The sequence below is a fragment of the Crossiella sp. CA198 genome (assembly GCF_052078295.1).
Classification (GTDB): domain Bacteria; phylum Actinomycetota; class Actinomycetes; order Mycobacteriales; family Pseudonocardiaceae; genus Crossiella.
Genome location: NZ_JBQJIM010000015.1, coordinates 22,178 through 41,490 on the forward strand (window position 1 = coordinate 22,178; position 19,313 = coordinate 41,490).

Here is a 19,313-nt window from a genome sequence, read left to right on the forward strand (position 1 = left end):
AGGGTTCAGCAATTCCAACGCCAGCTTGTCATCCAGCCGGGTGGGCGGCCTGACCGGTGGTCCGTCAGACGGGCTGATCCAGTGCTGTACAGCGGCCATTCGCGGGTTTCCGGCGGGTAATGACCACCCCGAACGGCCCAGTCTGCGACAAACGAGTGAGCCATCACGAATTCGTGTGAACGCGCTGGACAACGCGCTGACCTGCCGACTTCGTGACTTAGGCTCCCTGCCATCCGACGTTGAGTGTCATTCGATCGACCCCTCTTCCCCCACCCAGTAGGTCCTGTCGTCGTGCTTTCCGCGGTACGGCGGTGAAGGAGGAATTGTGTCCGCTGTGTCCCTCGGAATGCCGGTGCTGCCGCCGGTCCCGCTCGCCAGTCGCCGGCCCAGCCGGGCGTTGCGGGTGGGCTCGGTGGGGGTGGGCGGCGACGCGCCGATCAGCGTGCAGTCCATGACCACCACGCCGACCGCCGACGTCAACGCCACCCTCCAGCAGATCGCCGAGCTGACCGCGGCTGGCTGCCAGCTGGTGCGGGTGGCGGTGCCCAGCCAGGACGACGCGGACGCGCTGCCGGAGATCGCCCGCAAGTCCTCGCTGCCGGTGATCGCCGACATCCACTTCCAGCCCAGGTACGTCTTCGCCGCCATCGACGCGGGCTGCGCCGCGGTGCGGGTCAACCCCGGCAACATCCGCCAGTTCGACGACCAGGTCGGCGCGATCGCCAAGGCAGCGGGGGACGCGGGCGTGCCGATCCGGATCGGGGTGAACGCCGGTTCACTGGACCAGCGGCTGCTGCGCAAGTACGGCAAGGCCACCCCGGAGGCACTGGTCGCCTCGGCGCTGTGGGAGTGCTCGCTGTTCGAGGAACACGGGTTCACCGACCTCAAGCTCTCGGTCAAGCACCACGACCCGGTGGTGATGGTCAACGCCTATCGCCAGCTGGCCGCGCAGTGCGACTACCCGCTGCACCTGGGCGTCACCGAGGCCGGACCGGCCTTCCAGGGCACCATCAAATCCGCCGCCGCCTTCGGCGCGCTGCTCGGCGAGGGGATCGGCGACACGATCCGGGTCTCGCTGTCCGCGCCGCCGGTGGAGGAGGTGAAGGTGGGCATCGGGATCCTGGAATCCCTCGGGCTGCGCGAACGCGGACTGGAGATCGTCTCGTGTCCGTCCTGCGGGCGGGCCCAGGTGGATGTGTACCAGCTCGCCGAAGAGGTCACCGCGGCACTGGAGGGCATGTCGGTGCCGCTGCGGGTGGCGGTGATGGGCTGTGTGGTTAACGGGCCGGGCGAGGCGCGCGAGGCGGACCTCGGCGTCGCCTCCGGCAACGGCAAAGGCCAGATCTTCGTCCGCGGCAAGGTGATCAAGACCGTGCCGGAGCACCTGATCGCGGAAACCCTGATCGAGGAGGCCATGGCGCTGGCCGAGCGGATGGAGGTCGAGCGGGAGTGACCCAACCGGTGGAGCAGGGCCTCGAGCTGCTGCCGTTCTACTGCCCGATCGAGCCCGCTCTGCACCCAGCGGTCGCCGACATCGAAGCGCGCGCCGTGGCCTGGCTGGACCGGGTGGCGTTGCCTGGGGTGTCGCGCACACGTCTGCTCGGCACCCGCAGCGCCGAGTTCTTCTGCCGTTTCGTGCCCCAGGGCGTCACGCACAACGTGCTCGCCGCGACCCTGTGGGTCTACTGGGGTTTCGCCTTCGACGACACCCGCTGCGACACCGGCGCGCTGGCCGGCAGCCCGGTCCGGTTCCTGCCCGAGGCCACCCGGGTCCAGCACGCCCTGGAAACCCCCGGCGGCACCGGCCTGGACGACCCCTACGCGCTGGCCCTGCACGACATCGGCGCCCGCTTCCGCGGCTGCGCCACCCCCACCCAGGTCCGCCGCTTCACCGAGGCGCACCGCCGCTGGCTGCTCGGCGTCGCCTGGCAGGTGGCCAACCGCGCGGGCAACCACCTGCCCGGCCTGGACGAGTACCTGCGGCTACGCCTGGGCACCTGCGGCGGCGCGCCCACCATGGCCATGCTGGAGATCGCCCTCGGCGCGGAGGTCCCCTCGGCCGAGATGGACTCACCGCGGGTGCGCGCGCTGACCGACTGCGCCAGCCTGGTCGCCGCACTGGACAACGACCTGCACTCCTACCGCAAGGAACGCCTGCTGGGCCACACCGAACAGAACGTGGTGACCGTGCTGCTGCACGAGTCGCCACGGTCCCTTGAACAGGCCGTGCACGCCGCGGTGTGCCTGCGCGACCGCCTGATGAGCCTGTTCCTCCGGCTGTCCCACCGGGTCCGGCGGGGCGGCTCGGCGCCACTGCGGTCCTATGTGGACTGTCTGGGGCACGGCATCCGCGGCAACATCGACTGGGCGCTGCGCGTCCCGCGCTACCAGGGCCTGGGCACCCCGGGCTGGTCCGAACAACCCCTGGATCCGAGGCCCGATCCGCTGCCGTATTCCACCGTGTCCTGGTGGTGGGACGAACTCCGCGAATGACCGCCCCCGTCGCGCGCTGCCATGCTGTGCAGATGCGAGGTCGCTGGAGCGGGATCCTGATCGCCATCGTGCTCGGCCTGCAGGCGTGCGGCAGCGAGCCCCCACCGCCCACCCCGTCGCCTGCCCTGCCCACCGACTGGCCCACCCAGCAGGGCACCGCGGTCCGCCAGGTCCCGATGCCCGCCGGTCAGCTGCTCGGTTACCTGCCCGAACTCACCGCGGGCCACGTCCTCTGCACCGCCCCGGCCCCCGAGGACTGGACCACCGCGCTGCAGGGCGAGGTGCGCGCCGAGGTGTTCCTGACCGACCGGTGCCACGTGGTCTCCGCCCGGTTCGAGCTGACCGCGCGGCTGTCCAACGACCTGGTCACCGGCTCGGACACGGTCGCGGGGCGGCGGGCCAGGGTGGACCGGCAGCAGGCGGCCAGCGATCTCGACGTCGAACTGGTGACCGAGGAGGTCGCCAAGCGCTACCCCGGACTGCGGCCCACGCTGAGCGTCACCGTGCGGCTGCGCGAGGTCACCGCCACCGACGAGCAGGGGCAGACCGGCCAGATCGCCAAAACCCTGGCCGAGGCCATGTTGCGGCGGGCCGGGGGAGCGGGACCGGAGTTGCCGCCGCTCAACGACAAGGGCGAGATCACCCCGCTCACCCCCCGCCCGCCGGTGCCGGGACTCGGGGTGGCCGATCAACCCTATCCCGTTGCGGCGGAACAGTTGTGCCTGATCCTGCGGGAGGCCCTCGGCGGTGTGCCGGTGGCCGAGCCCCGCGGGGTGTGCACGCTGTCGACCCGCACCACGCGGGTGGTGGCGACCCTGACCCAGGCCAGCCGGGATCGCGGCTACCAGGGCAGTGTGGCCGGGCGGCCGGTGGCGCGGGACGGGGCCGAGCAGGTGTGGATCGGGCTGCGGGACGATTCCGCGCAGCAGGTGCACCTGGCCGGGCCGGTGCCGGAGGAGGTGCTGGCCGCGATCGTGCCCCGGCTAACGGGGCGCTGAGACCAGCAGCTCGCCCACCCTGGTCCGGGTGTACTTGACCTGCCTGCCCAGGCGGTGCCCGGTGACCAGCCCGGCCGCGCTCAGCGCACCCAGGTGCTGGGACACCCCGCCCGCGGTCAGTCCGGTGCGGCGGGCCAGATCGGTGGTGGACAACGGATCGCCCAGGGCCAACAGCAGGGTCGCCCTGGACCGGCCGAGCACCCCGGCCAGTGCCTCCGGCGGGCATTTGCCCTCGCGGTGGTCCCACAGGGTGGCGATGCCGCGCGGCGGGTAGAACAGGGTCGGCTGCCAGTTGCCCTCGACCATGGTCAGCGCGTCCGGCCAGGTGAACACCGAGGGCACCATGAGCAGGCCGTCGCCGGTGAGTTTGCGGCTCAGCACGCAGCAGCGCCGGTCCACCCGCAGGATCCCGTTGGCCCAGCGCACATGTGGGTGCAGATCCTCGAACAGCAACTGGTGCCCGCCCTGGGTGAGCCGCTTGGCGCGGAAGTGCACCTCGGCCTCCAGGAGGTCCCGCAGCCGCGGCCAGTACGGCTCGATGGCCAGTTCCCAGTAGGCCCGCAGCACCGTCACCAGCTCGCCCAGCCGACCAGGGTCGGCGTACAGCTCGCGGGCGAAGCTCGCGGTCGGCGGGTACTGGAAGAAGTCCAGGTCCTTGCGGATCTGCGCCGGACTGGCCCGCGCCATCAGCGCCAGTTCGGCGTCGAAATCCGGCACCGCGGTGTCCGGCGGCGGGGTCAGGAAGTCCGGGAAACCGCTGTGCGGACCAGGGATCAGGTCGGCCAGCGGACTGATGTCCAGGCCGGCGGCGGCCAGCCGGTTCCGGGTTTCCCGCAGCCACGGGAAGTGCAGCGCGTGCTCGCCGGGGGTCTTGAGCACCCGCACGCTGACCACGGTCTCCCACAGCGGCGAGAACGCGAACCGGGTCCGCGCCAGATCGTCGACCGAGAACTCCAACGCCAGCTCAGGCATACCGCCACCCCCACCTTTTAGCTGAGTCTAAATCATTCCGGGCTGGCCGGGTAAGGGGTCCAGGCTCAGCCCGTGACCACCGAGACCACCCTGCCCCGCCCGGCGCGCACCGGCCCGTTCGCCGGCCTGCCGCGCCCGTTCTGGATCCTGTTCTACGGCAGCCTGGTCAACCGGATCGGCGGCGTGGTCTCCGGCTTCCTGGTCCTCTACCTCACCGCGATCGGCATTCCCCTGGAACAGGTCGGCCTGGTGCTGGCGGCCAAGGGCGTGGGCGCGCTGATCAGCCAGCCGGTCGGCGGGGTGCTCACCGATCGGGTCGGCAGGCGGTTCACCCTGGTGCTCGGCCTGCTCGCCAGCGCAGCCTGCCTCACCTTCCTCGGTGCCGCGCAGGGACTGCCGATGCTGGTCGCCGCGGCCTTCCTGCACGGCGTGGTGGCCGACATCTTCCGCCCGGCCGCCGCCGCGCTGATCGCCGATGTGGTCGAGCGCCCGCTGCTCACCAAGGCCTACGGCCTCCAGTTCTGGGCCATCAACCTGGGCTTCTCGGTGGCCAGTGTGATGGCCGGGCACCTCGCCGACTCCGGCTACTGGCTGCTGTTCGCGCTCAACGCCACCGGCTGCACCGCCTTCGCGGTCATCGTCTGGCTCGGCATCCCGCGCTCGGCCGAACGCGTGGTCAAGTCCACTGTGGACGGTCCGAAGTTCGGGCTGCGGGAGTTGTTCCGGGACCGGCTGCTGCTCGGCGTGGTGCTGCTGGTGCTGATGCACGCCACCGTGTACACCCAGGCCGAGGTCATCATTCCCCTGGCGGTCAAGGACTCCGGGCTCGGCGCGGCCGGTTACGGCACCATCATCGCGGTCAACGGCGTGCTCATCGTCATCCTGCAACCCCTGGCCGCCGCCTGGGTGGCCAGGTTCGACCGGATGCGGGTGCTCGCGCTGGCCTGGGCCGTGCTCGGCGCGGGCATGGCGCTGACCGGACTGGCCGACACGGCGCTGGAGTACGTGCTGACCGTGATCGTGTGGACCCTCGGCGAGATCGCGATGGCCGGCCTGCTCGGCTCGCTCGCCGCCGACCTCGCGCCGCCCGCCGCGCGTGGCCGCTACCAGGCCGCGATCGGCTTCGGCTTCAGCGCCGCCGCGTTCACCGGACCACTGCTGGGCACCTGGGTCTACCAGCACGGCGGACCCGCCGCGGCCTGGTTCGGCTGCCTCGTGCTCGGCCTGCTCGGCGCGGCGGGCGCGCTCGCCATCGGCCCGGCCATCCGGCGGCGCACCGCGGTGGCCGTCGGCTGAGTCACTCCGGTTCCGGCGGGACCAGGGTTTCCTCCAGTCTGGCCAGGAAACCGGTCAGGGTGGCGCGTTCCTCGGCGGAGAACGCGGCGATCAGCTCGGCCTCGTGCTCGAGTAGCTGGCGCACCGTGGTTTCGATCAGCCGGTGCCCGGCCTCGGTGAGACTCACCGCGACCGCGCGCCGCGAAGCCGAGGACGGCGCCCGCGCCACCAGTCCGGCCTGCTCGGCGCGGGCGATCCGCTGGGACACCGCGCCCGCGGTGATCAGCGTCCGCCGGGTGATCTCGCGGGTGGTGAGTTCATAAGGCGGGCCGGACCGCCGGATCACGCTCAGCAGGTCCAATGTGGACGGATCGACGCCGAGCCTGGCCAGGGTGCGCCGCCGGTCGTCCGCGAGGACCTTCGCGATCCGCCACACCGGCGTGATGATCTCGATCGACTCGGTGCGCACGCCGGGCAGTTCCCGTTGCCAGGACGCGGCGATATCGGCAGCGGGCCACGCGGAGGTCGAATCCAGGGGATAACCCACGGCATCGCGATCCTTGGACAAGCGCCCACCCCTCTTGCTACGTTTAGAGCTAAACATAGCAGATCGGGGAGTAGTGATGAGTCGAATCGTGCTGGTCACCGGTGGCGGCAGCGGACTGGGCAAGGCGGTGGCCGCCCGGTTCCGGGCCGCCGATGACCTCGTGTTCATCACCGGCCGCAACGCGCACCGCCTGGCCAGGGTCGCCGCCGAGCTGGGCGCCAAGGCAATCACTTGCGACGCAACGGATCCAGCGCAGGTGGCGCGGCTGGCGGGCGAGCTGGGGCCGGACCTCGACGTGCTGGTCAACATGGCCGGTGGCAACACCGACCTCGACCAGTCGGAGCGGCCCGGAACCCGGCTGGAGCAGGTGCGCGCGGCCTGGCTGGCGAACCTGGAGGCCAACCTGCTCAGCGCCGTGCTCACCACCGAGGCCGTGCTCGGCAAGCTGCGTCCCGGCGGCGCGATCGTCAACGTCGGTTCGATTGCCGCCGAGTACGCGTCCACCTCTTATGGCGCGGCGAAAGCGGCCCTGGCCGCCTGGACCGCCGGACTGTCCGCGACGGTGGGCCCCAAGGGGCTGACCGCCAACCTGATCTCACCCGGCTACCACGCCGAGACCGAGTTCTTCCGCGGTCAGCTCAGCGAGGAGCGCAAGGTCCAGCTGATCGAGGCCACCCACAACGGCCGGGCCGACGTGCCCGCCGACATCGCCGAGACCACCTATTTCCTGGCCTCCGCGGGCGCCCGGCACATCACCGGGCAGACGCTGAACGTCAACGGCGGCGCGCACACCACCCGCTGACCAAGGTCCACCCGCCCGAGTCGATTTATACGGAACATTAACTTCACGACTTTGTGAAAACTCTGTAGCTTGGCGGCATGACGATCTCGTTGCCGAACGCGTTGCCCACCACCCGGCCCAGCGGCTGCCCCTTCGACCCGCCGGAACAGCTGGGGCAGCTCAGGGCGTCCGAACCGATAGCCCGGATGCGATTCGCCGACGGCCACCTGGGCTGGGTGGTCACCAACCACGCGCTGGCCCGCGAGGTGCTCACCGACCCCCGGTTCAGCTCCCGCGGCGACCTGCGGCACGTGCCCATCGACGTGGAGCGGTTCAAGGGCAAGGCGCTGCCACCGGTGCCGCGCGGCATGTTCATCCAAATGGACGCGCCCGAGCACAGCCACTACCGCAAGCTGCTCACCGGCCAGTTCACCGTGCGCCGGATGAACCAGCTGATCCCGCGGATCGAGCAGATCGCCGAGGAACACCTGGATGCCATGGCGCGCAAGGGCCCGCCCGCCGAACTGGTGCACGACTACGCCCTGGCCATCCCGTCCCTGGTGATCTGCGAACTGCTCGGCGTGCCCTATGCCGAACGCGCGGTCTTCCACGAGCGCACCAAGCTGATGATGAACCTGGAGACCGGTGACGAGGAGGTCATGGCCGCCTTCGGCGAGATCATGGGCTACCTCAGCGAGCTGATCACCCGCAAGCGGGCCGAACCGGCCGACGATCTGCTCAGCGGGCTGGTCACCGGCGGCCAGCTGGATCAGGAGGAGCTGGTCTCCTTCGCCCTGCTGCTGCTCACCGCCGGCCACGAGACCACCGCGAACATGCTGGCCCTCGGCGCGTTCGCGCTGCTGCGGAATCCGGCGCAGCTCAAGGCGTTCACCGCCGAACCGGAACTGGTGGAACCCGCGGTCGAGGAGCTGCTGCGCTACCTGACCATCACCCATTTCGGGCTGCAACGCGCCGCGCTGACGGATGTCGAGATCGGCGGGGTCCAGGTGCGCGAAGGTGAGTGCGTAGTGCTGCACACGCCGACCGCCAACCGGGATCCGGAGAAGTTCGAGCACCCGGACGAGCTGGATCTGCACCGGCACGCCAGCGGGCACCTGGCCTTCGGGCACGGCGTGCACCAGTGCCTCGGCCAGCAGCTGGCCAGGGTGGAGATGCGGATCGGGTACCGCAGGCTGTTCGAGCGGTTCCCCACGCTGCGGCTGGCGGTGCCTGCCGAGGAGGTCCCGATGCGCACCAGGATGGGCATTTACGGCGTGCACAGCCTCCCGGTGACCTGGGAGTCCTGATGCGGGTCGAGGTCGACACCGGTCGCTGTTGCGGCGCGGGCATGTGCGCCCTCACCGCGCCCGCGGTCTTCGACCAGGACGAGGAGGCCGGGACGGTGCTGCTGCTGACCCCGCGACCGTCGGCGAGTGAGTTCGCCGCGGTGCGGGAGGCGGCGCAGCTGTGCCCGGCGGGGGCGATCAAGGCGGAGGACAAGGCGTGAGGATCGCGATAGTCACGGCGGGCTCGCGCGGGGACACCGCGCCCTACCTCGGCCTCGGCAGCCGGTTGCAGGCCGCCGGGCACGAGGTTTCGCTGGCCGCGCAACGGTTGTACGAGCCGATGATCCGGGCGGCCGGACTCGGTTTCCGGGCGATGCCCGGCAACATCCGGGAGGACTTCGCCACCAAGACCGGCCAGGACTTCCAGCGCAACGGCATCGGACTGCGCGGACTGCCCGCGCAGATCCGCTTCGCCGGCAAGATGATCAGCGACCTCGGCCAGGGCACCCAGCAGGCGATCGAGGGCGCGGAACTGGTGCTGACCCACCGCACCGCCTTCGGCTACGCCTACTGGGCGGCCAAGGCCGCCGGCGTGCCGAGCATGGGCCTGGAACTGTTCCCCAGCGGCATCGTGCCCTCCGGCGACTTCCCACCGGTGTCCCTGGCCGGACGCACCCTGGGCCACCGCGGCAACCTGGCCGGGCACGCGCTGATGCGCGGAATCGCCCTGGCGAGCAGCCCGCTGCTGCCCGGGTACAAGCAGTACCTGCGCGGCCTGGGGGTGCGCAACGTCGGCGAGCTGTACACAGACGTGCGCCGTGGCCGCTGGCCGGTGCTGCACGGCTGGAGCCCACGGGTGCTGCCCCGCCCGGCGGACTGGCCTGCCGCGGCCGAGGTGGTCGGCTACTGGTGGCCGTGGCAGGCCCCGGACTACCGGCCACCGGCCGAGTTGGCCGAGTTCCTGGCCGCGGGGGAGCCACCGGTGTTCCTGTCCTTCGGCAGCATGGCCGTGGGCAAGGCCGAGGAACTGTCGGCGATCGCGGTCGAGGCGATGCGGCTGGCCGGGGTGCGCGGGGTGATCCAGGCCGGCTGGAACGAGCTGTCCGCCACCGGCGAGCACGTGCTCTCCATCGGCGACGTGCCGCACGAGTGGCTGTTCCCGCGGATGGCCGCGGTCGTGCACCACGGCGGCGCTGGCACCACCGGCGCGGGCGTGCGCGCGGGCGTGCCCGCGGTGGTGGTCCCGGTCCTGGGCGACCAGCCGATGTGGGCCGCCCGCCTGGCCGAGCTGGGCGTCAGCCCCGGCTCGATCCCGATGAAGAAGATCAACGCCCGCCAGCTGGCCGCGCTGATCAAGGACGCCGCCCGCGGCCCCGGCTACCGCCGCCGCGCTCAGTCCCTCGCCGACCGGGTGGCCCAGGAGGACGGCTCGGCCCGGGTGATCGAGGCGGTGACCCGCCTGGGAGCCAGAGCCTGATCACACTCGGGCCGATCGCGGTGGGAAACCGGGTCCTGATGTGACACGGTGGTAACCGAAGATCGACGAGGGGGTGCGCGTGCCCAACGCCACTGCGGTGTCCGGTCCGACCTGGACCCAACCACTTGGCAAACCCGGCTACCCCCACTACCCCCTCAACGTCGAAGCCCCCATCCTGGCCGCCCTCGACCGCCTCACGCCCGGAATCTCCCCACCGTCCGGAGCCGGCCCCGAGTGGCTCACCCTCACCGGCCGACATACCTGGCCGGCCGAGGACCGGCCGCGCCGGGCGAGCCTGCGGATGCTCGCCCGCGCGGCCCAGCTACTCCCCGAGGCCGAGGACTGGCAGGAAGCGGCCGAACAAGCAGTCGCCTACGACGCCCACCTCACCGAGGACCCGGTACTCCGCAGCCTGGAAGTAGCCCAGACCTGGCGAGGCATCCTGCTAAGACGCCACAGCGCCGATGCCTGGAGCCGCTGGTGGACCGCCCTGGCTGATCATCCGGATCCACCCCAACTCACCACCGACGCCCTGCCCGACGTCACGGTCGCCGCCTTCACCGCCGACCTGCCCCCGCACACGGACCCGCACGGCCACCCCGCCCCCGCCGAACTCACCCTGTCCCGCCGGGACACCATCCCCGGCGCCCTGGCGATCCTGCTGATCGGGGCACAGCGCGCGGAAACGTTGCGCGGCAAGGCCAAAACCGCGTTCCTGGGCGAGACCGGGGTGTATCTGGACCCGGGATTCGTGGCCCACCGGGCGGAAGCACAGCAAAGCCTGCGAGCCCTGGGCCGCCAACTGGTCGAGGACATGCTGGCCCAGGCCCACCGGATCACGGTCCGCCACAACCAACCCGGCCCAGCCCTCGCTACCGGCCTCCCCATCCCGCCGGGCCACCTCGCTCCACCCGGCTACCCGACCCCGCCAGGCAACGCGGCCGGGAACGCCCCAGCCCTACCCAGCCACACACCCGCCGGAGCCAGCCCAGCCTCGCCCGGTCACGCTGCCGCCTGGACCAGCCCTGCCTCGCCCGCCGCCACCGGCGCATCCCCGGCCACCGCGCTCAGCGCAGCCCAACCCGGCCACTCGCCCGTCGACGGCAGCCCGCTCCCGCCCGCCTCGCCCGCCGACCCGCACCCCGTCGCGCTCGGCGCCTACCGCGGCCGCCTCCTCCCCGCCGACCCCACCCCGCTCCCACTCCGCCTCAACACCCTCGGCGACCTCGCCCTCAGTCACCACCTCTTCTCCCGCACCGAGGACGACGGCCTCGGTGTCACCCCGCTCGGCGCGCGACTGCTGGAGGTCTCCCCGTGAGCACGCCGCTGTCCCTGCTCGCCGAGTGGACCGGCCCGTTGCGCGAGCTGCTGATCACCGGCCACGCCGTCGACCTGGACTTCCTCGAACGGCACTGCCTGCCCCGGGCCCGCGAACTGGGCGCCAGGGTCACCGTGCTCACCGGGCATGGGGCGGCCCAGCACGCGCCGGCCGATGTCCGGTTCGCCGGGCGGGCCTACCAGCACGGGTTTGCCCTGGGCTCGGGCGCGTTCCTGCCCCGCCTCGCCGTGCTGCTGGGCGAGGACCGGGTGTGGGTGGCGGTCGGCTCCGGCGATCCGACCCTGCCCGGCTGGCAGGGCGGCGGCCTGTGGCTGGCCGTGCGCGGCAGCCTGGACGACGGGCCCGCGGCCCTCGCCGATCTCGGCACCTGGCTGGCCGACCTCGGGCAGGCGCTGACCCTGCCGTCCTGGCTGGCCGACACCCTGGACGAGATCGCCATCGCCATGGTGCCAGCGCACACCCGCGAGGCCGGACTGCGCTTCCTCGGCAACCTCGCCCAGCCGCTGCTCGCCCAGCTGCCCGCCGGACCGACCCGCGCCCTCGGCCTCACCGCACCCGCCGCCGACCCGGCCGCGGTGCGCGCGCTCACCGAGCACCTCCAGCCACGCGAGGTCCGCACCGCGCCCGCGGGCGCGACGCTGATCGAGTGGCAGGCCACCAACGGCCGCTGGACCGCGCTGGCCGGCGGCCACCTCACCGAGTCCGGGCTGCTGCGCTCGGTCGCCGACGGCGGGGACTGCGTGCTGGCCGGTCTGCACCCGCGCGCGGAACCCGTGCTGCCCGAGGACGCGACAACCGTTGCGCCGGACGGCGCGACAACCGTTGCGCCCGAAGGCAATGGAGATCCACTGCCGCCCAAAACCGTTGTGGCCCAGGACACATCCCGGCCCGCTAGGGGACCCCGCCTGCTCGGCGCATTTCGCGAGGACGACACTACGGTGGTGGAGTTCCTGGTGCCGCGCGGCACCCACGGCGTCATCGTGGAAACCCTGACCGACAACGGCTGGCTCGCCGCCCATCGCGTGCCCGCGGCCGAGCTGTACGTCGACGGTCCCGTGCGCGCCCGGATCCCCGCCGAGGAACCTGGAGTCGCGCTCCGGGTGAGCGCCCTGGTGGACGAGCGCCGGGTCGCCTCCGGCAGCGTGCACGTCACCGATCTGACCGCGTGCGCGTCCCGCGCCGAACAGGTCAGCACCCAAGGTTTGGCTCAGTGGGGCCTCTCCGACCGGCCCGCGGCGGAGCTGCTCGCCGACCCGGCCCGCCTGACCCGGTTCACCGACACCCTCGGCAAGTTTACCGCTGATCAACTGCCGTTCCGGCCGGATTGGGCCGCCTTCGCCGGGTTCACCCATTCGGTTTTGGGCGCCCCGCTGGCCGAGCGGGTGCTGCCCGGCGCGGTGTCCGTGCTGCCCGGTCCGCGCCCGGGCGCCTGGTCCGTCGGCGAGCTGGCCGAGCAGGGCCACGGCGGCGGACTGCTGATCCCGGAGCAGGACCGGGACAAGGTCCGCGCGCACACCCGCCGCTGGCTGGCCGCGATCACCGCGGACTCGCCGCTGCCGGTGCGGATGCTGATCACCTGCCTCTACCTGGACCTCATCGCCGCTGGCGTGTGGGGCCACGACGACGACTGGCGAACCGGGCTCGGCGAGCTGGCACAGGCCCTGTGCCCCACCGAGACCGAGCAGAAGGCACTGCCCGACCAGGCACAGGCGCGGCTGAGCACCCTGCTCGCCGCCTGCCTCGCCCTGTTGTTGCAGGACGCCGATCTGCAGGGCGGCTCAGCCGCCGATCGGACCGCGCGCCACGCGTGGGAGCGCTGTTATGAATGGGCCGCGTTCGGCAGGCCCGAGTTGGTGGAACCGCTGTTGCCGGACTTTCGGCGGTTCGAAGGGAGAACGACCACGGTGACCGAGGTCGAGCAGGTGTTGGAACTGGCCGAGAACTCGGTGGACGAACCGAGTGCGGCCGTACAGGAGGATTTGCGCGAGCGAGGGTTCGAGATCGACCGGCTGGACGGCGCGTGGGTGGTGACCGGCGAATGCCGGCGACCGCTGCGCGAGGCAGCCCGGATGATCACCGACTTCGCCGCGGTCAGCAAACAGGGCGGCACCGCGGTGGTGGTGAGCAACCGCCGCACCATGGCACTGCTGCTGTGGAGCGGGCGCTCGCTGGCCTTCACCGAGGGCAAGCCGCCGACCTGGCGCAGCTACCAGCTGTCCGGGCTGAGCACCCCGCACAGCCTGATCGGCGGCAGTGAGGGCGTCCCGTCGACCAAGGACATCCGCAAGCTGCTGCCGCTGCCGGACCCGGTGCGCGAACTGGCCGAGCGGTGCGGGGTCGACCTGCCCTCGCTGATCAGCCGGGACCTGGTGGGCCGCTGACGCCACCGACCGGCCCCTGGGCGCCGATGCCCGGCCCCGCGAGTGTCCTGCCCGGCCTGATCGCCGCCGCCGGACCGCCCGCGGTGGTCCGGGTCGAGCGGCCCGGCGGCCTGTCCGCACTGGGGGAACACTTGGACTTCCGTCACTCTGCATCGACATAGTCGGACGTCCTACTATATGTTCGGCCGTGGGTGGCACTGATCACTCACCGGCCCGCGAGGCAATCCCTTGCGCGGCGGGTTCGCCGAGCACAGCGGGGTGCGTCCATGGTCCACGAACTGACCCATTTCGTCGGCGGCAAGCCGGTTCCCGGGACCTCGGGGAACTTCGGCGACGTCTACGACCCCAACACCGGGCGGGTGCAGGCCAGAGTGCCGCTCGCCTCGGTCGAGGAGACCAGGGCGGCCATCGCCGACGCGGCCGCCGCCCAGGTGGAATGGGCCGCCTGGAACCCGCAGCGGCGGGCCAGGGTGCTGCTGCGCTTCCTGGACCTGGCTCAGCGCGACCTCGACGTGCTGGCCAAGCTGCTCTCCAGTGAGCACGGCAAGACCATCGCCGACGCCAAGGGCGACATCCAGCGCGGGCTCGAAGTGGTCGAGTTCGCCGCGGGCGCCCCGCACCTGCTCAAGGGCGAGTTCACCGACGGCGCCGGCGGTGGCATCGACGTGCACTCGCTGCGCCAGCCCCTGGGCGTGGTCGCCGGGATCACCCCGTTCAACTTCCCCGCGATGATCCCGCTGTGGAAGATCGCCCCCGCGATCGCCTGCGGCAACTCCTTCATCCTCAAGCCCTCCGAGCGGGACCCCTCGGTGCCGCTGAAGATCGCCGAGCTGTTCCTGGAAGCCGGTCTGCCGCCGGGCGTGCTCAACGTGGTCAACGGGGACAAGACCGCGGTGGACACCATCCTCACCGACCCGCGGATCGAGGCGGTCGGCTTCGTCGGCTCCTCCGACATCGCGCACTACGTCTATTCCACCGCCACCGCCAACGGCAAGCGCGCCCAGTGCTTCGGCGGCGCCAAGAACCACATGATCATCATGCCGGACGCGGACCTGGACGGCGTGGTGGACGCCCTGATCGGCGCCGGTTTCGGCTCCGCGGGGCAGCGCTGCATGGCGATCTCGGTCGCCGTCCCGGTCGGCCAGGCCACCGCGGACGCCCTCGCCGAGAAGCTGGCCGAGCGGGTCAAGGAACTGCGCATCGGCCACTCCTTCGACGCGCAGGCCGAGTTCGGCCCGCTCTCCAGCGCCGGACTGCTGGAGAAGGTCCGCGGCTACGTCGACGCGGGCGTGGCCGACGGCGCGACCCTGCTGGCCGATGGCCGCGACTTCACCCTGGAGGGCCACGAGGACGGCTACTTCCTCGGTGCCTGCCTGTTCGACCACGTCACCCCGGAGATGAGCATCTACCGGGAGGAGATCTTCGGCCCGGTGCTGGTCATCGTGCGCGCCGAGGACTACGAGCAGGCGCTGCGACTGCCGTCGGAGCACGAGTACGGCAACGGCGTGGCGATCTTCACCAGGGACGGCGACACCGCCCGCGACTTCTCCCGCCGGGTGCGCGCCGGCATGGTCGGCGTCAACGTGCCGATCCCGGTGCCGGTGGCCTACCACACCTTCGGCGGCTGGAAGCGCTCCGGCTTCGGCGACCTCAACCAGCACGGACCCGACTCGTTCAAGTTCTACACCAGGACCAAGACGGTCACCTCGCGCTGGCCCTCCGGGGTCAAGGAAGGCGCGTCCTTCGTCATCCCGACCATGGACTGAGCCGATGACCATCTCCGAGATCCGGCCGGACGTGTTCGGGCTCAACGAGGACCAGCGCGCCATCCGGGAGATGGCAGCCGACTTCGCCGCCGAACACCTCGCCCCGCACGCGGTGGACTGGGACCAGCGCAAGCACTTCCCGGTCGACGTGCTGCGCAAGGCCGCGCAGCTGGGCATGGGCGGCATCTACGTCGGCGAGGAGCACGGCGGGTCCGGGCTCAGCCGCCTGGACGCGGTGCTCGTGTTCGAGTCCCTGGCCACCGGCTGCCCGTCCATCGCCGGGTACCTGTCCATCCACAACATGGTCGCGGGCATGGTCGACCGCTTCGGCGACGACGCCCAGCGCGCGCGCTGGCTGCCCGGCCTGGTCTCGATGGACCTGCTGGCCAGCTACTGCCTCACCGAACCCGACGCGGGCTCGGACGCCGCCGCGCTGCGCACCAGCGCGGTCCGGGACGGCGAGGAGTACGTGCTCACCGGGGTCAAGCAGTTCATCTCCGGCGCGGGGTCCTCGGACTTCTACCTGGTCATGGCCCGCACCGGCGGTCCGGGCGCGAGCGGGGTGTCCGCGTTCGCGGTGCCAAGGGACACGCCCGGCCTGGAGTTCGGTCCGAACGAGCAGAAGATGGGCTGGAACGCCCAGCCCACCCGGCAGGTGATCCTGGACGGTGCGCGGGTGCCCGCGGCCAACCTGATCGGCGGCGAGGGCAACGGCTTCCGCATCGCCATGTCCGGCCTGGACGGCGGCCGGATCAACATCGCCGCCTGCTCCCTCGGCGGCGCGCAGGCCGCGCTGGACAAGGCGATCACGCACCTGGGCCAGCGCACCGCGTTCGGCGGGCCGCTGAGCAAGCAGCAGGCGCTGCGGTTCACCGTGGCCGACATGGGCACCGAACTGGAGGCGGCCCGGCTGCTGCTGTGGCGGGCGGCCTCGGCGCTGGACGCCCGGCACCCGGAGGCCACCCGGCTGTGCGCGATGGCCAAGCGGTTCGCCACCGACACCGGTTTCGAAGTGGCGAACCAGGCGCTGCAACTGCACGGTGGGTACGGATACCTCGCCGAGTACGGAGTGGAGAAGATCGTGCGTGACCTGCGGGTGCACCAGATCCTCGAAGGGACCAACGAGATCATGCGGGTCATCGTCTCCCGTGGGCTGATGGGCGGTGACAAATGAGCGACATCCTCATCCGGGTCAGCGGTGGCGTCGGCCGGATCACCCTCAACCGCCCGCGGGCGATCAACGCGCTCAGCGACGACATGCTGCGTGAGATGGGCGCCGCGCTCACCGGCTGGGCCCAGGACCCGGCGGTGCACGCGGTGCTGCTCGACGGCGCGGGCGAACGCGGCCTGTGCGCGGGCGGCGACATCCGCAGCATCTACCAGGCCATCCAGGACGGCACCGACGGACCGATCGAGTTCTGGCGCGAGGAATACCTGATCAACGCGCTGATCGCGAACTACCCCAAGCCGTACGTGGTGTTCATGGACGGCCTGGTGATGGGCGGCGGGGTCGGCGTGTCCGCGCACGGCTCGGTCCGGGTGGTCACCGAACGCTCCGCGATCGGCATGCCCGAGGTCTCCATCGGCTTCATCCCCGACGTCGGCGGCACCTACCTGCTCTCCCGCGCGCCCGGTGAACTGGGCACGCACCTGGGCCTGACCGGCGGCCGGGTCGGCGCCGCGGACGCGGTCCTGCTCGGCCTGGCCGACCAGTACCTGCCCAGCGCCGCACTGGCCGAACTGGCCGAGCTGCCCGCCGACGAGCTGCTGGTGCAGATCGCCGCGCGCGCCGAAGTCCCCCCGGCGGGCCAGTTCGCCGCCGACCGGGAGTGGATCGACTCCTGCTACGCCGCGGACAGCGTCGAGCAGATCCTGGACAACCTGCTCGGCAGCGGGCACCCGGCCGCCGAGGCCGCGGCCAAGGAGATCCAGGCCAAGGCGCCCACCGCGGTCAAGGTGACCCTGCGCGCGCTGCGCACCGCCCGCGGGCTGGCCACCCTGGAGGACTGCCTCAACCTGGAACACCGCCTGGTCAGCCGGTTCCTCACCGCACCGGACCTCGGCGAGGGCATCCGCGCCGCGGTGATCGACAAGGACCGCAACCCGACCTGGCGCCCGGCCACCCTGGCCGAGGTCGACGACGCCACGGTGGAGAGCTACTTCCTCGCCCAGCCTGGGCAGCAGCCCGTGTTCGGAGGTACGGCATGACCGTCATCGGATTCCTCGGCCTGGGCAACATGGGTGGCCCGATGGCCGCCAACCTGGTCAAGGCCGGGCACACCGTGCACGGCTACGACCCGGTCGCCGCCGCGGTGGACGCCGCCGAAGCGGCCGGCGTCGCCCCGGCGGGCAGCGCGGTGCAGGCCGTGCGCGAGGCCGAGGTGGTCATCACCATGCTGCCCAGCGGCGGGCACGTGCTCGACTGCTACCGCGAGGTCCTGGTCGAGGCCAAGCCCGGCACCCTGTTCCTGGACTGCTCCACCATTGACGTGGCCGCCGCCCGGCAGGCCGCCGAGGCAGCCGTCAGCGCGGGGCACGCCGCGATCGACGCCCCGGTCTCCGGAGGCGTCGTCGGCGCCCAGGCCGCCACCCTGACCTTCATGGTAGGCGGCTCCACCGACAACTTCGCCCGCGCCGAGGGCCTGCTGGCCGTGATGGGCCGCCGCTCGGTGCACTGCGGCGACTCCGGCGCGGGCCAGGCCGCCAAGATCTGCAACAACCTCATCCTGGGCATCTCCATGGTCGCCGTCGGCGAGGCGTTCGTGCTCGGCGAGAAGCTCGGCCTGTCCCACCAGGCCCTCTTCGACGTGGCCTCCACCGCCTCCGGCCAGTGCTGGGCGCTGACCACCAACTGCCCGGTGCCCGGCCCGGTCCCCGGCAGCCCGGCCAACCGGGACTACCAGCCCGGCTTCGCCACCGCGCTGATGCTCAAGGACCTCGGCCTGGCCGAGGCGGCGGCGGCCGAGACCGGCGCGGACACCGCGCTGGGCAAGCACACCGCCGAACTGTTCCGCGCCTACGCCGCGGACGGCGGCGCGGGCACCGACTTCTCCGGCATCATCAACGCCATCCGTGACCGTTCGGCCAAGGGAGAACAGGCGTGAGCCACCAGACCATCCTCGTCGAACGGCATGACCGGGTCGGCCTGATCACCCTCAACCGCCCCAAGGCGCTCAACGCGCTGAACCTGGAGCTGATGCGCGAGGTCACCACGGTGGCCCGCGAACTCGACCGCGACCCGGACATCGGCGCGATCGTGATCACCGGCTCGGCCAAGGCGTTCGCGGCCGGGGCGGACATCAAGGAGATGCGGCCCAACGGCTACCCGCAGGTCTACCTGGACGACTGGTTCGCCGAATGGGACCAGCTCGCCCAGGTGCGCAAGCCGCTGATCGCCGCGGTCGCCGGGTACGCGCTGGGCGGCGGCTGCGAGCTGGCCATGATCTGCGATGTGCTGCTGGCCGCGGACAACGCCAAGTTCGGCCAGCCCGAGATCAAGCTCGGCGTGATCCCCGGCATCGGCGGCTCGCAGCGGCTGACCAGGGCCATCGGCAAGGCCAAGGCGATGGAGCTGTGCCTGACCGGCCGGATGATGGGCGCCGAGGAGGCCGAGCGGGCCGGACTGGTGTCCCGGATCGTCCCGGCGGCGGACCTGCTGGACAACGCGCTGGCCACCGCGACCATCATCGCCGGCATGTCCGCGCCGATCGCGATCATGGCCAAGGAGGCGGTGAACCGCGCTTACGAGACCACCCTGGCCGAGGGCGTCCGGTTCGAGCGCAGGCTCTTCCACGCCACCTTCGCCACCGCGGACCAGAAGGAAGGCATGGCCGCCTTCATCGACAAGCGCGACCCGAAGTTCCTGCACAACTGAGCCAGGCGGCGGGATTCGCCCTTTCCCGGGGTGCCGCCGGTATCACCCCTCGGGGCCTTCGAGTCCAAGTTTTGCCGCCGTAGCGTCCCTTCCGTATCCCCGGCCGGCCGGTTGTCCCTCCACT

Annotated in this window: 17 protein-coding genes; 15 read left to right on the top strand and 2 right to left on the bottom strand. The window is 71.7% G+C overall.

Annotated elements, in window-relative coordinates; genetic code table 11:
• Window positions 1-346 precede the first annotated feature (346 nt).
• From ispG to ACTOWY_RS24785, 3 genes are read left to right on the top strand one after another with little or no spacing between them, the layout of a single operon-like run.
• Window positions 347-1,453 (top strand): flavodoxin-dependent (E)-4-hydroxy-3-methylbut-2-enyl-diphosphate synthase, encoded by a 1,107-nt coding sequence (ispG, locus tag ACTOWY_RS24775; protein WP_441312268.1) that lies wholly within the window; start codon window positions 347-349, stop codon window positions 1,451-1,453.
• Window positions 1,450-2,493, top strand: coding sequence for a terpene synthase family protein (locus ACTOWY_RS24780; protein ID WP_441312061.1), 1,044 nt, complete (start codon window positions 1,450-1,452; stop codon window positions 2,491-2,493). Before ispG ends, ACTOWY_RS24780 begins: the two co-directional genes overlap by 4 nt.
• Before the next feature lie 32 nt (window positions 2,494-2,525).
• Window positions 2,526-3,491: a hypothetical protein gene (locus ACTOWY_RS24785; protein ID WP_441312062.1), complete on the top strand. Its 966-nt coding sequence runs from the start codon at window positions 2,526-2,528 to the stop codon at window positions 3,489-3,491.
• Here the strand turns inward: ACTOWY_RS24785 and ACTOWY_RS24790 are convergent.
• On the bottom strand, window positions 3,477-4,463 hold the full coding sequence (locus ACTOWY_RS24790) for a DUF5937 family protein (protein WP_441312063.1): 987 nt from the start codon (window positions 4,461-4,463) through the stop codon (window positions 3,477-3,479). The two genes, ACTOWY_RS24785 and ACTOWY_RS24790, sit on opposite strands and share 15 nt — an antisense overlap.
• Window positions 4,464-4,535: 72 nt before the next feature.
• Here ACTOWY_RS24790 and ACTOWY_RS24795 point away from each other — a divergent pair, with 72 nt between their 5' ends.
• A complete protein-coding gene (locus ACTOWY_RS24795; RefSeq protein ID WP_441312064.1) occupies window positions 4,536-5,759 on the top strand; it encodes an MFS transporter in 1,224 nt (407 codons plus the stop codon).
• Between the two features lies 1 nt (window position 5,760).
• On the opposite strand, the gene ACTOWY_RS24800 is transcribed toward ACTOWY_RS24795, so the two are convergent.
• Window positions 5,761-6,285 (bottom strand): MarR family winged helix-turn-helix transcriptional regulator, encoded by a 525-nt coding sequence (locus ACTOWY_RS24800; protein ID WP_441312065.1) that lies wholly within the window; start codon window positions 6,283-6,285, stop codon window positions 5,761-5,763.
• 76 nt (window positions 6,286-6,361) lie between these two features.
• On the opposite strand from ACTOWY_RS24800, the gene ACTOWY_RS24805 reads away from it, so the two are divergent.
• The 11 genes from ACTOWY_RS24805 to ACTOWY_RS24855 all read left to right on the top strand — a co-directional run bounded on the left by ACTOWY_RS24805 (window position 6,362) and on the right by ACTOWY_RS24855 (window position 19,189).
• Window positions 6,362-7,087, top strand: coding sequence for an SDR family NAD(P)-dependent oxidoreductase (locus ACTOWY_RS24805; RefSeq protein ID WP_441312066.1), 726 nt, complete (start codon window positions 6,362-6,364; stop codon window positions 7,085-7,087).
• A gap of 77 nt (window positions 7,088-7,164) precedes the next feature.
• Window positions 7,165-8,373, top strand: coding sequence for a cytochrome P450 (locus ACTOWY_RS24810; protein WP_441312067.1), 1,209 nt, complete (start codon window positions 7,165-7,167; stop codon window positions 8,371-8,373).
• A complete protein-coding gene (locus ACTOWY_RS24815; protein WP_441312068.1) occupies window positions 8,373-8,573 on the top strand; it encodes a ferredoxin in 201 nt (66 codons plus the stop codon). The genes ACTOWY_RS24810 and ACTOWY_RS24815 overlap by 1 nt, the downstream gene beginning before the upstream one ends.
• Window positions 8,570-9,829, top strand: coding sequence for a glycosyltransferase (locus ACTOWY_RS24820; protein ID WP_441312069.1), 1,260 nt, complete (start codon window positions 8,570-8,572; stop codon window positions 9,827-9,829). Before ACTOWY_RS24815 ends, ACTOWY_RS24820 begins: the two co-directional genes overlap by 4 nt.
• A 79-nt stretch (window positions 9,830-9,908) precedes the next feature.
• The gene (locus ACTOWY_RS24825) at window positions 9,909-11,147 is read left to right on the top strand and encodes a hypothetical protein (protein ID WP_441312070.1); all 1,239 of its coding nucleotides are present in this window, start codon (window positions 9,909-9,911) and stop codon (window positions 11,145-11,147) included.
• Entirely contained in the window at window positions 11,144-13,549 is a 2,406-nt protein-coding gene (locus ACTOWY_RS24830) for a hypothetical protein (RefSeq protein ID WP_441312071.1), read from the top strand. The genes ACTOWY_RS24825 and ACTOWY_RS24830 overlap by 4 nt, the downstream gene beginning before the upstream one ends.
• A 266-nt stretch (window positions 13,550-13,815) precedes the next feature.
• Window positions 13,816-15,315: a CoA-acylating methylmalonate-semialdehyde dehydrogenase gene (locus ACTOWY_RS24835; RefSeq protein WP_441312072.1), complete on the top strand. Its 1,500-nt coding sequence runs from the start codon at window positions 13,816-13,818 to the stop codon at window positions 15,313-15,315.
• A 4-nt stretch (window positions 15,316-15,319) separates the two neighbouring features.
• Window positions 15,320-16,489 (top strand): isobutyryl-CoA dehydrogenase, encoded by a 1,170-nt coding sequence (locus ACTOWY_RS24840; protein ID WP_441312073.1) that lies wholly within the window; start codon window positions 15,320-15,322, stop codon window positions 16,487-16,489.
• Entirely contained in the window at window positions 16,486-17,523 is a 1,038-nt protein-coding gene (locus tag ACTOWY_RS24845; protein WP_441312074.1) for an enoyl-CoA hydratase/isomerase family protein, read from the top strand. The genes ACTOWY_RS24840 and ACTOWY_RS24845 overlap by 4 nt, the downstream gene beginning before the upstream one ends.
• On the top strand, window positions 17,520-18,419 hold the full coding sequence (mmsB, locus tag ACTOWY_RS24850) for a 3-hydroxyisobutyrate dehydrogenase (protein WP_441312075.1): 900 nt from the start codon (window positions 17,520-17,522) through the stop codon (window positions 18,417-18,419). The genes ACTOWY_RS24845 and mmsB overlap by 4 nt, the downstream gene beginning before the upstream one ends.
• Window positions 18,416-19,189 (top strand): enoyl-CoA hydratase, encoded by a 774-nt coding sequence (locus tag ACTOWY_RS24855; protein ID WP_441312076.1) that lies wholly within the window; start codon window positions 18,416-18,418, stop codon window positions 19,187-19,189. Before mmsB ends, ACTOWY_RS24855 begins: the two co-directional genes overlap by 4 nt.
• Window positions 19,190-19,313 lie beyond the last annotated feature (124 nt).

What these genes read in the sequence shown, in the direction of transcription:
- ispG (WP_441312268.1), top strand. Translation starts at nt 347, where the DNA reads ATGCCGGTGCTGCCGCCGGTCCCGCTCGCCAGTCGCCGGCCCAGCCGG.
- ACTOWY_RS24785 (WP_441312062.1), top strand. Translation starts at nt 2,526, where the DNA reads ATGCGAGGTCGCTGGAGCGGGATCCTGATCGCCATCGTGCTCGGCCTG.
- ACTOWY_RS24790 (WP_441312063.1), bottom strand. Translation starts at nt 4,463, where the DNA reads ATGCCTGAGCTGGCGTTGGAGTTCTCGGTCGACGATCTGGCGCGGACC.
- ACTOWY_RS24805 (WP_441312066.1), top strand. Translation starts at nt 6,362, where the DNA reads ATGAGTCGAATCGTGCTGGTCACCGGTGGCGGCAGCGGACTGGGCAAG.
- ACTOWY_RS24810 (WP_441312067.1), top strand. Translation starts at nt 7,165, where the DNA reads ATGACGATCTCGTTGCCGAACGCGTTGCCCACCACCCGGCCCAGCGGC.
- ACTOWY_RS24815 (WP_441312068.1), top strand. Translation starts at nt 8,373, where the DNA reads ATGCGGGTCGAGGTCGACACCGGTCGCTGTTGCGGCGCGGGCATGTGC.
- ACTOWY_RS24835 (WP_441312072.1), top strand. Translation starts at nt 13,816, where the DNA reads ATGGTCCACGAACTGACCCATTTCGTCGGCGGCAAGCCGGTTCCCGGG.
- ACTOWY_RS24840 (WP_441312073.1), top strand. Translation starts at nt 15,320, where the DNA reads ATGACCATCTCCGAGATCCGGCCGGACGTGTTCGGGCTCAACGAGGAC.
- ACTOWY_RS24845 (WP_441312074.1), top strand. Translation starts at nt 16,486, where the DNA reads ATGAGCGACATCCTCATCCGGGTCAGCGGTGGCGTCGGCCGGATCACC.
- mmsB (WP_441312075.1), top strand. Translation starts at nt 17,520, where the DNA reads ATGACCGTCATCGGATTCCTCGGCCTGGGCAACATGGGTGGCCCGATG.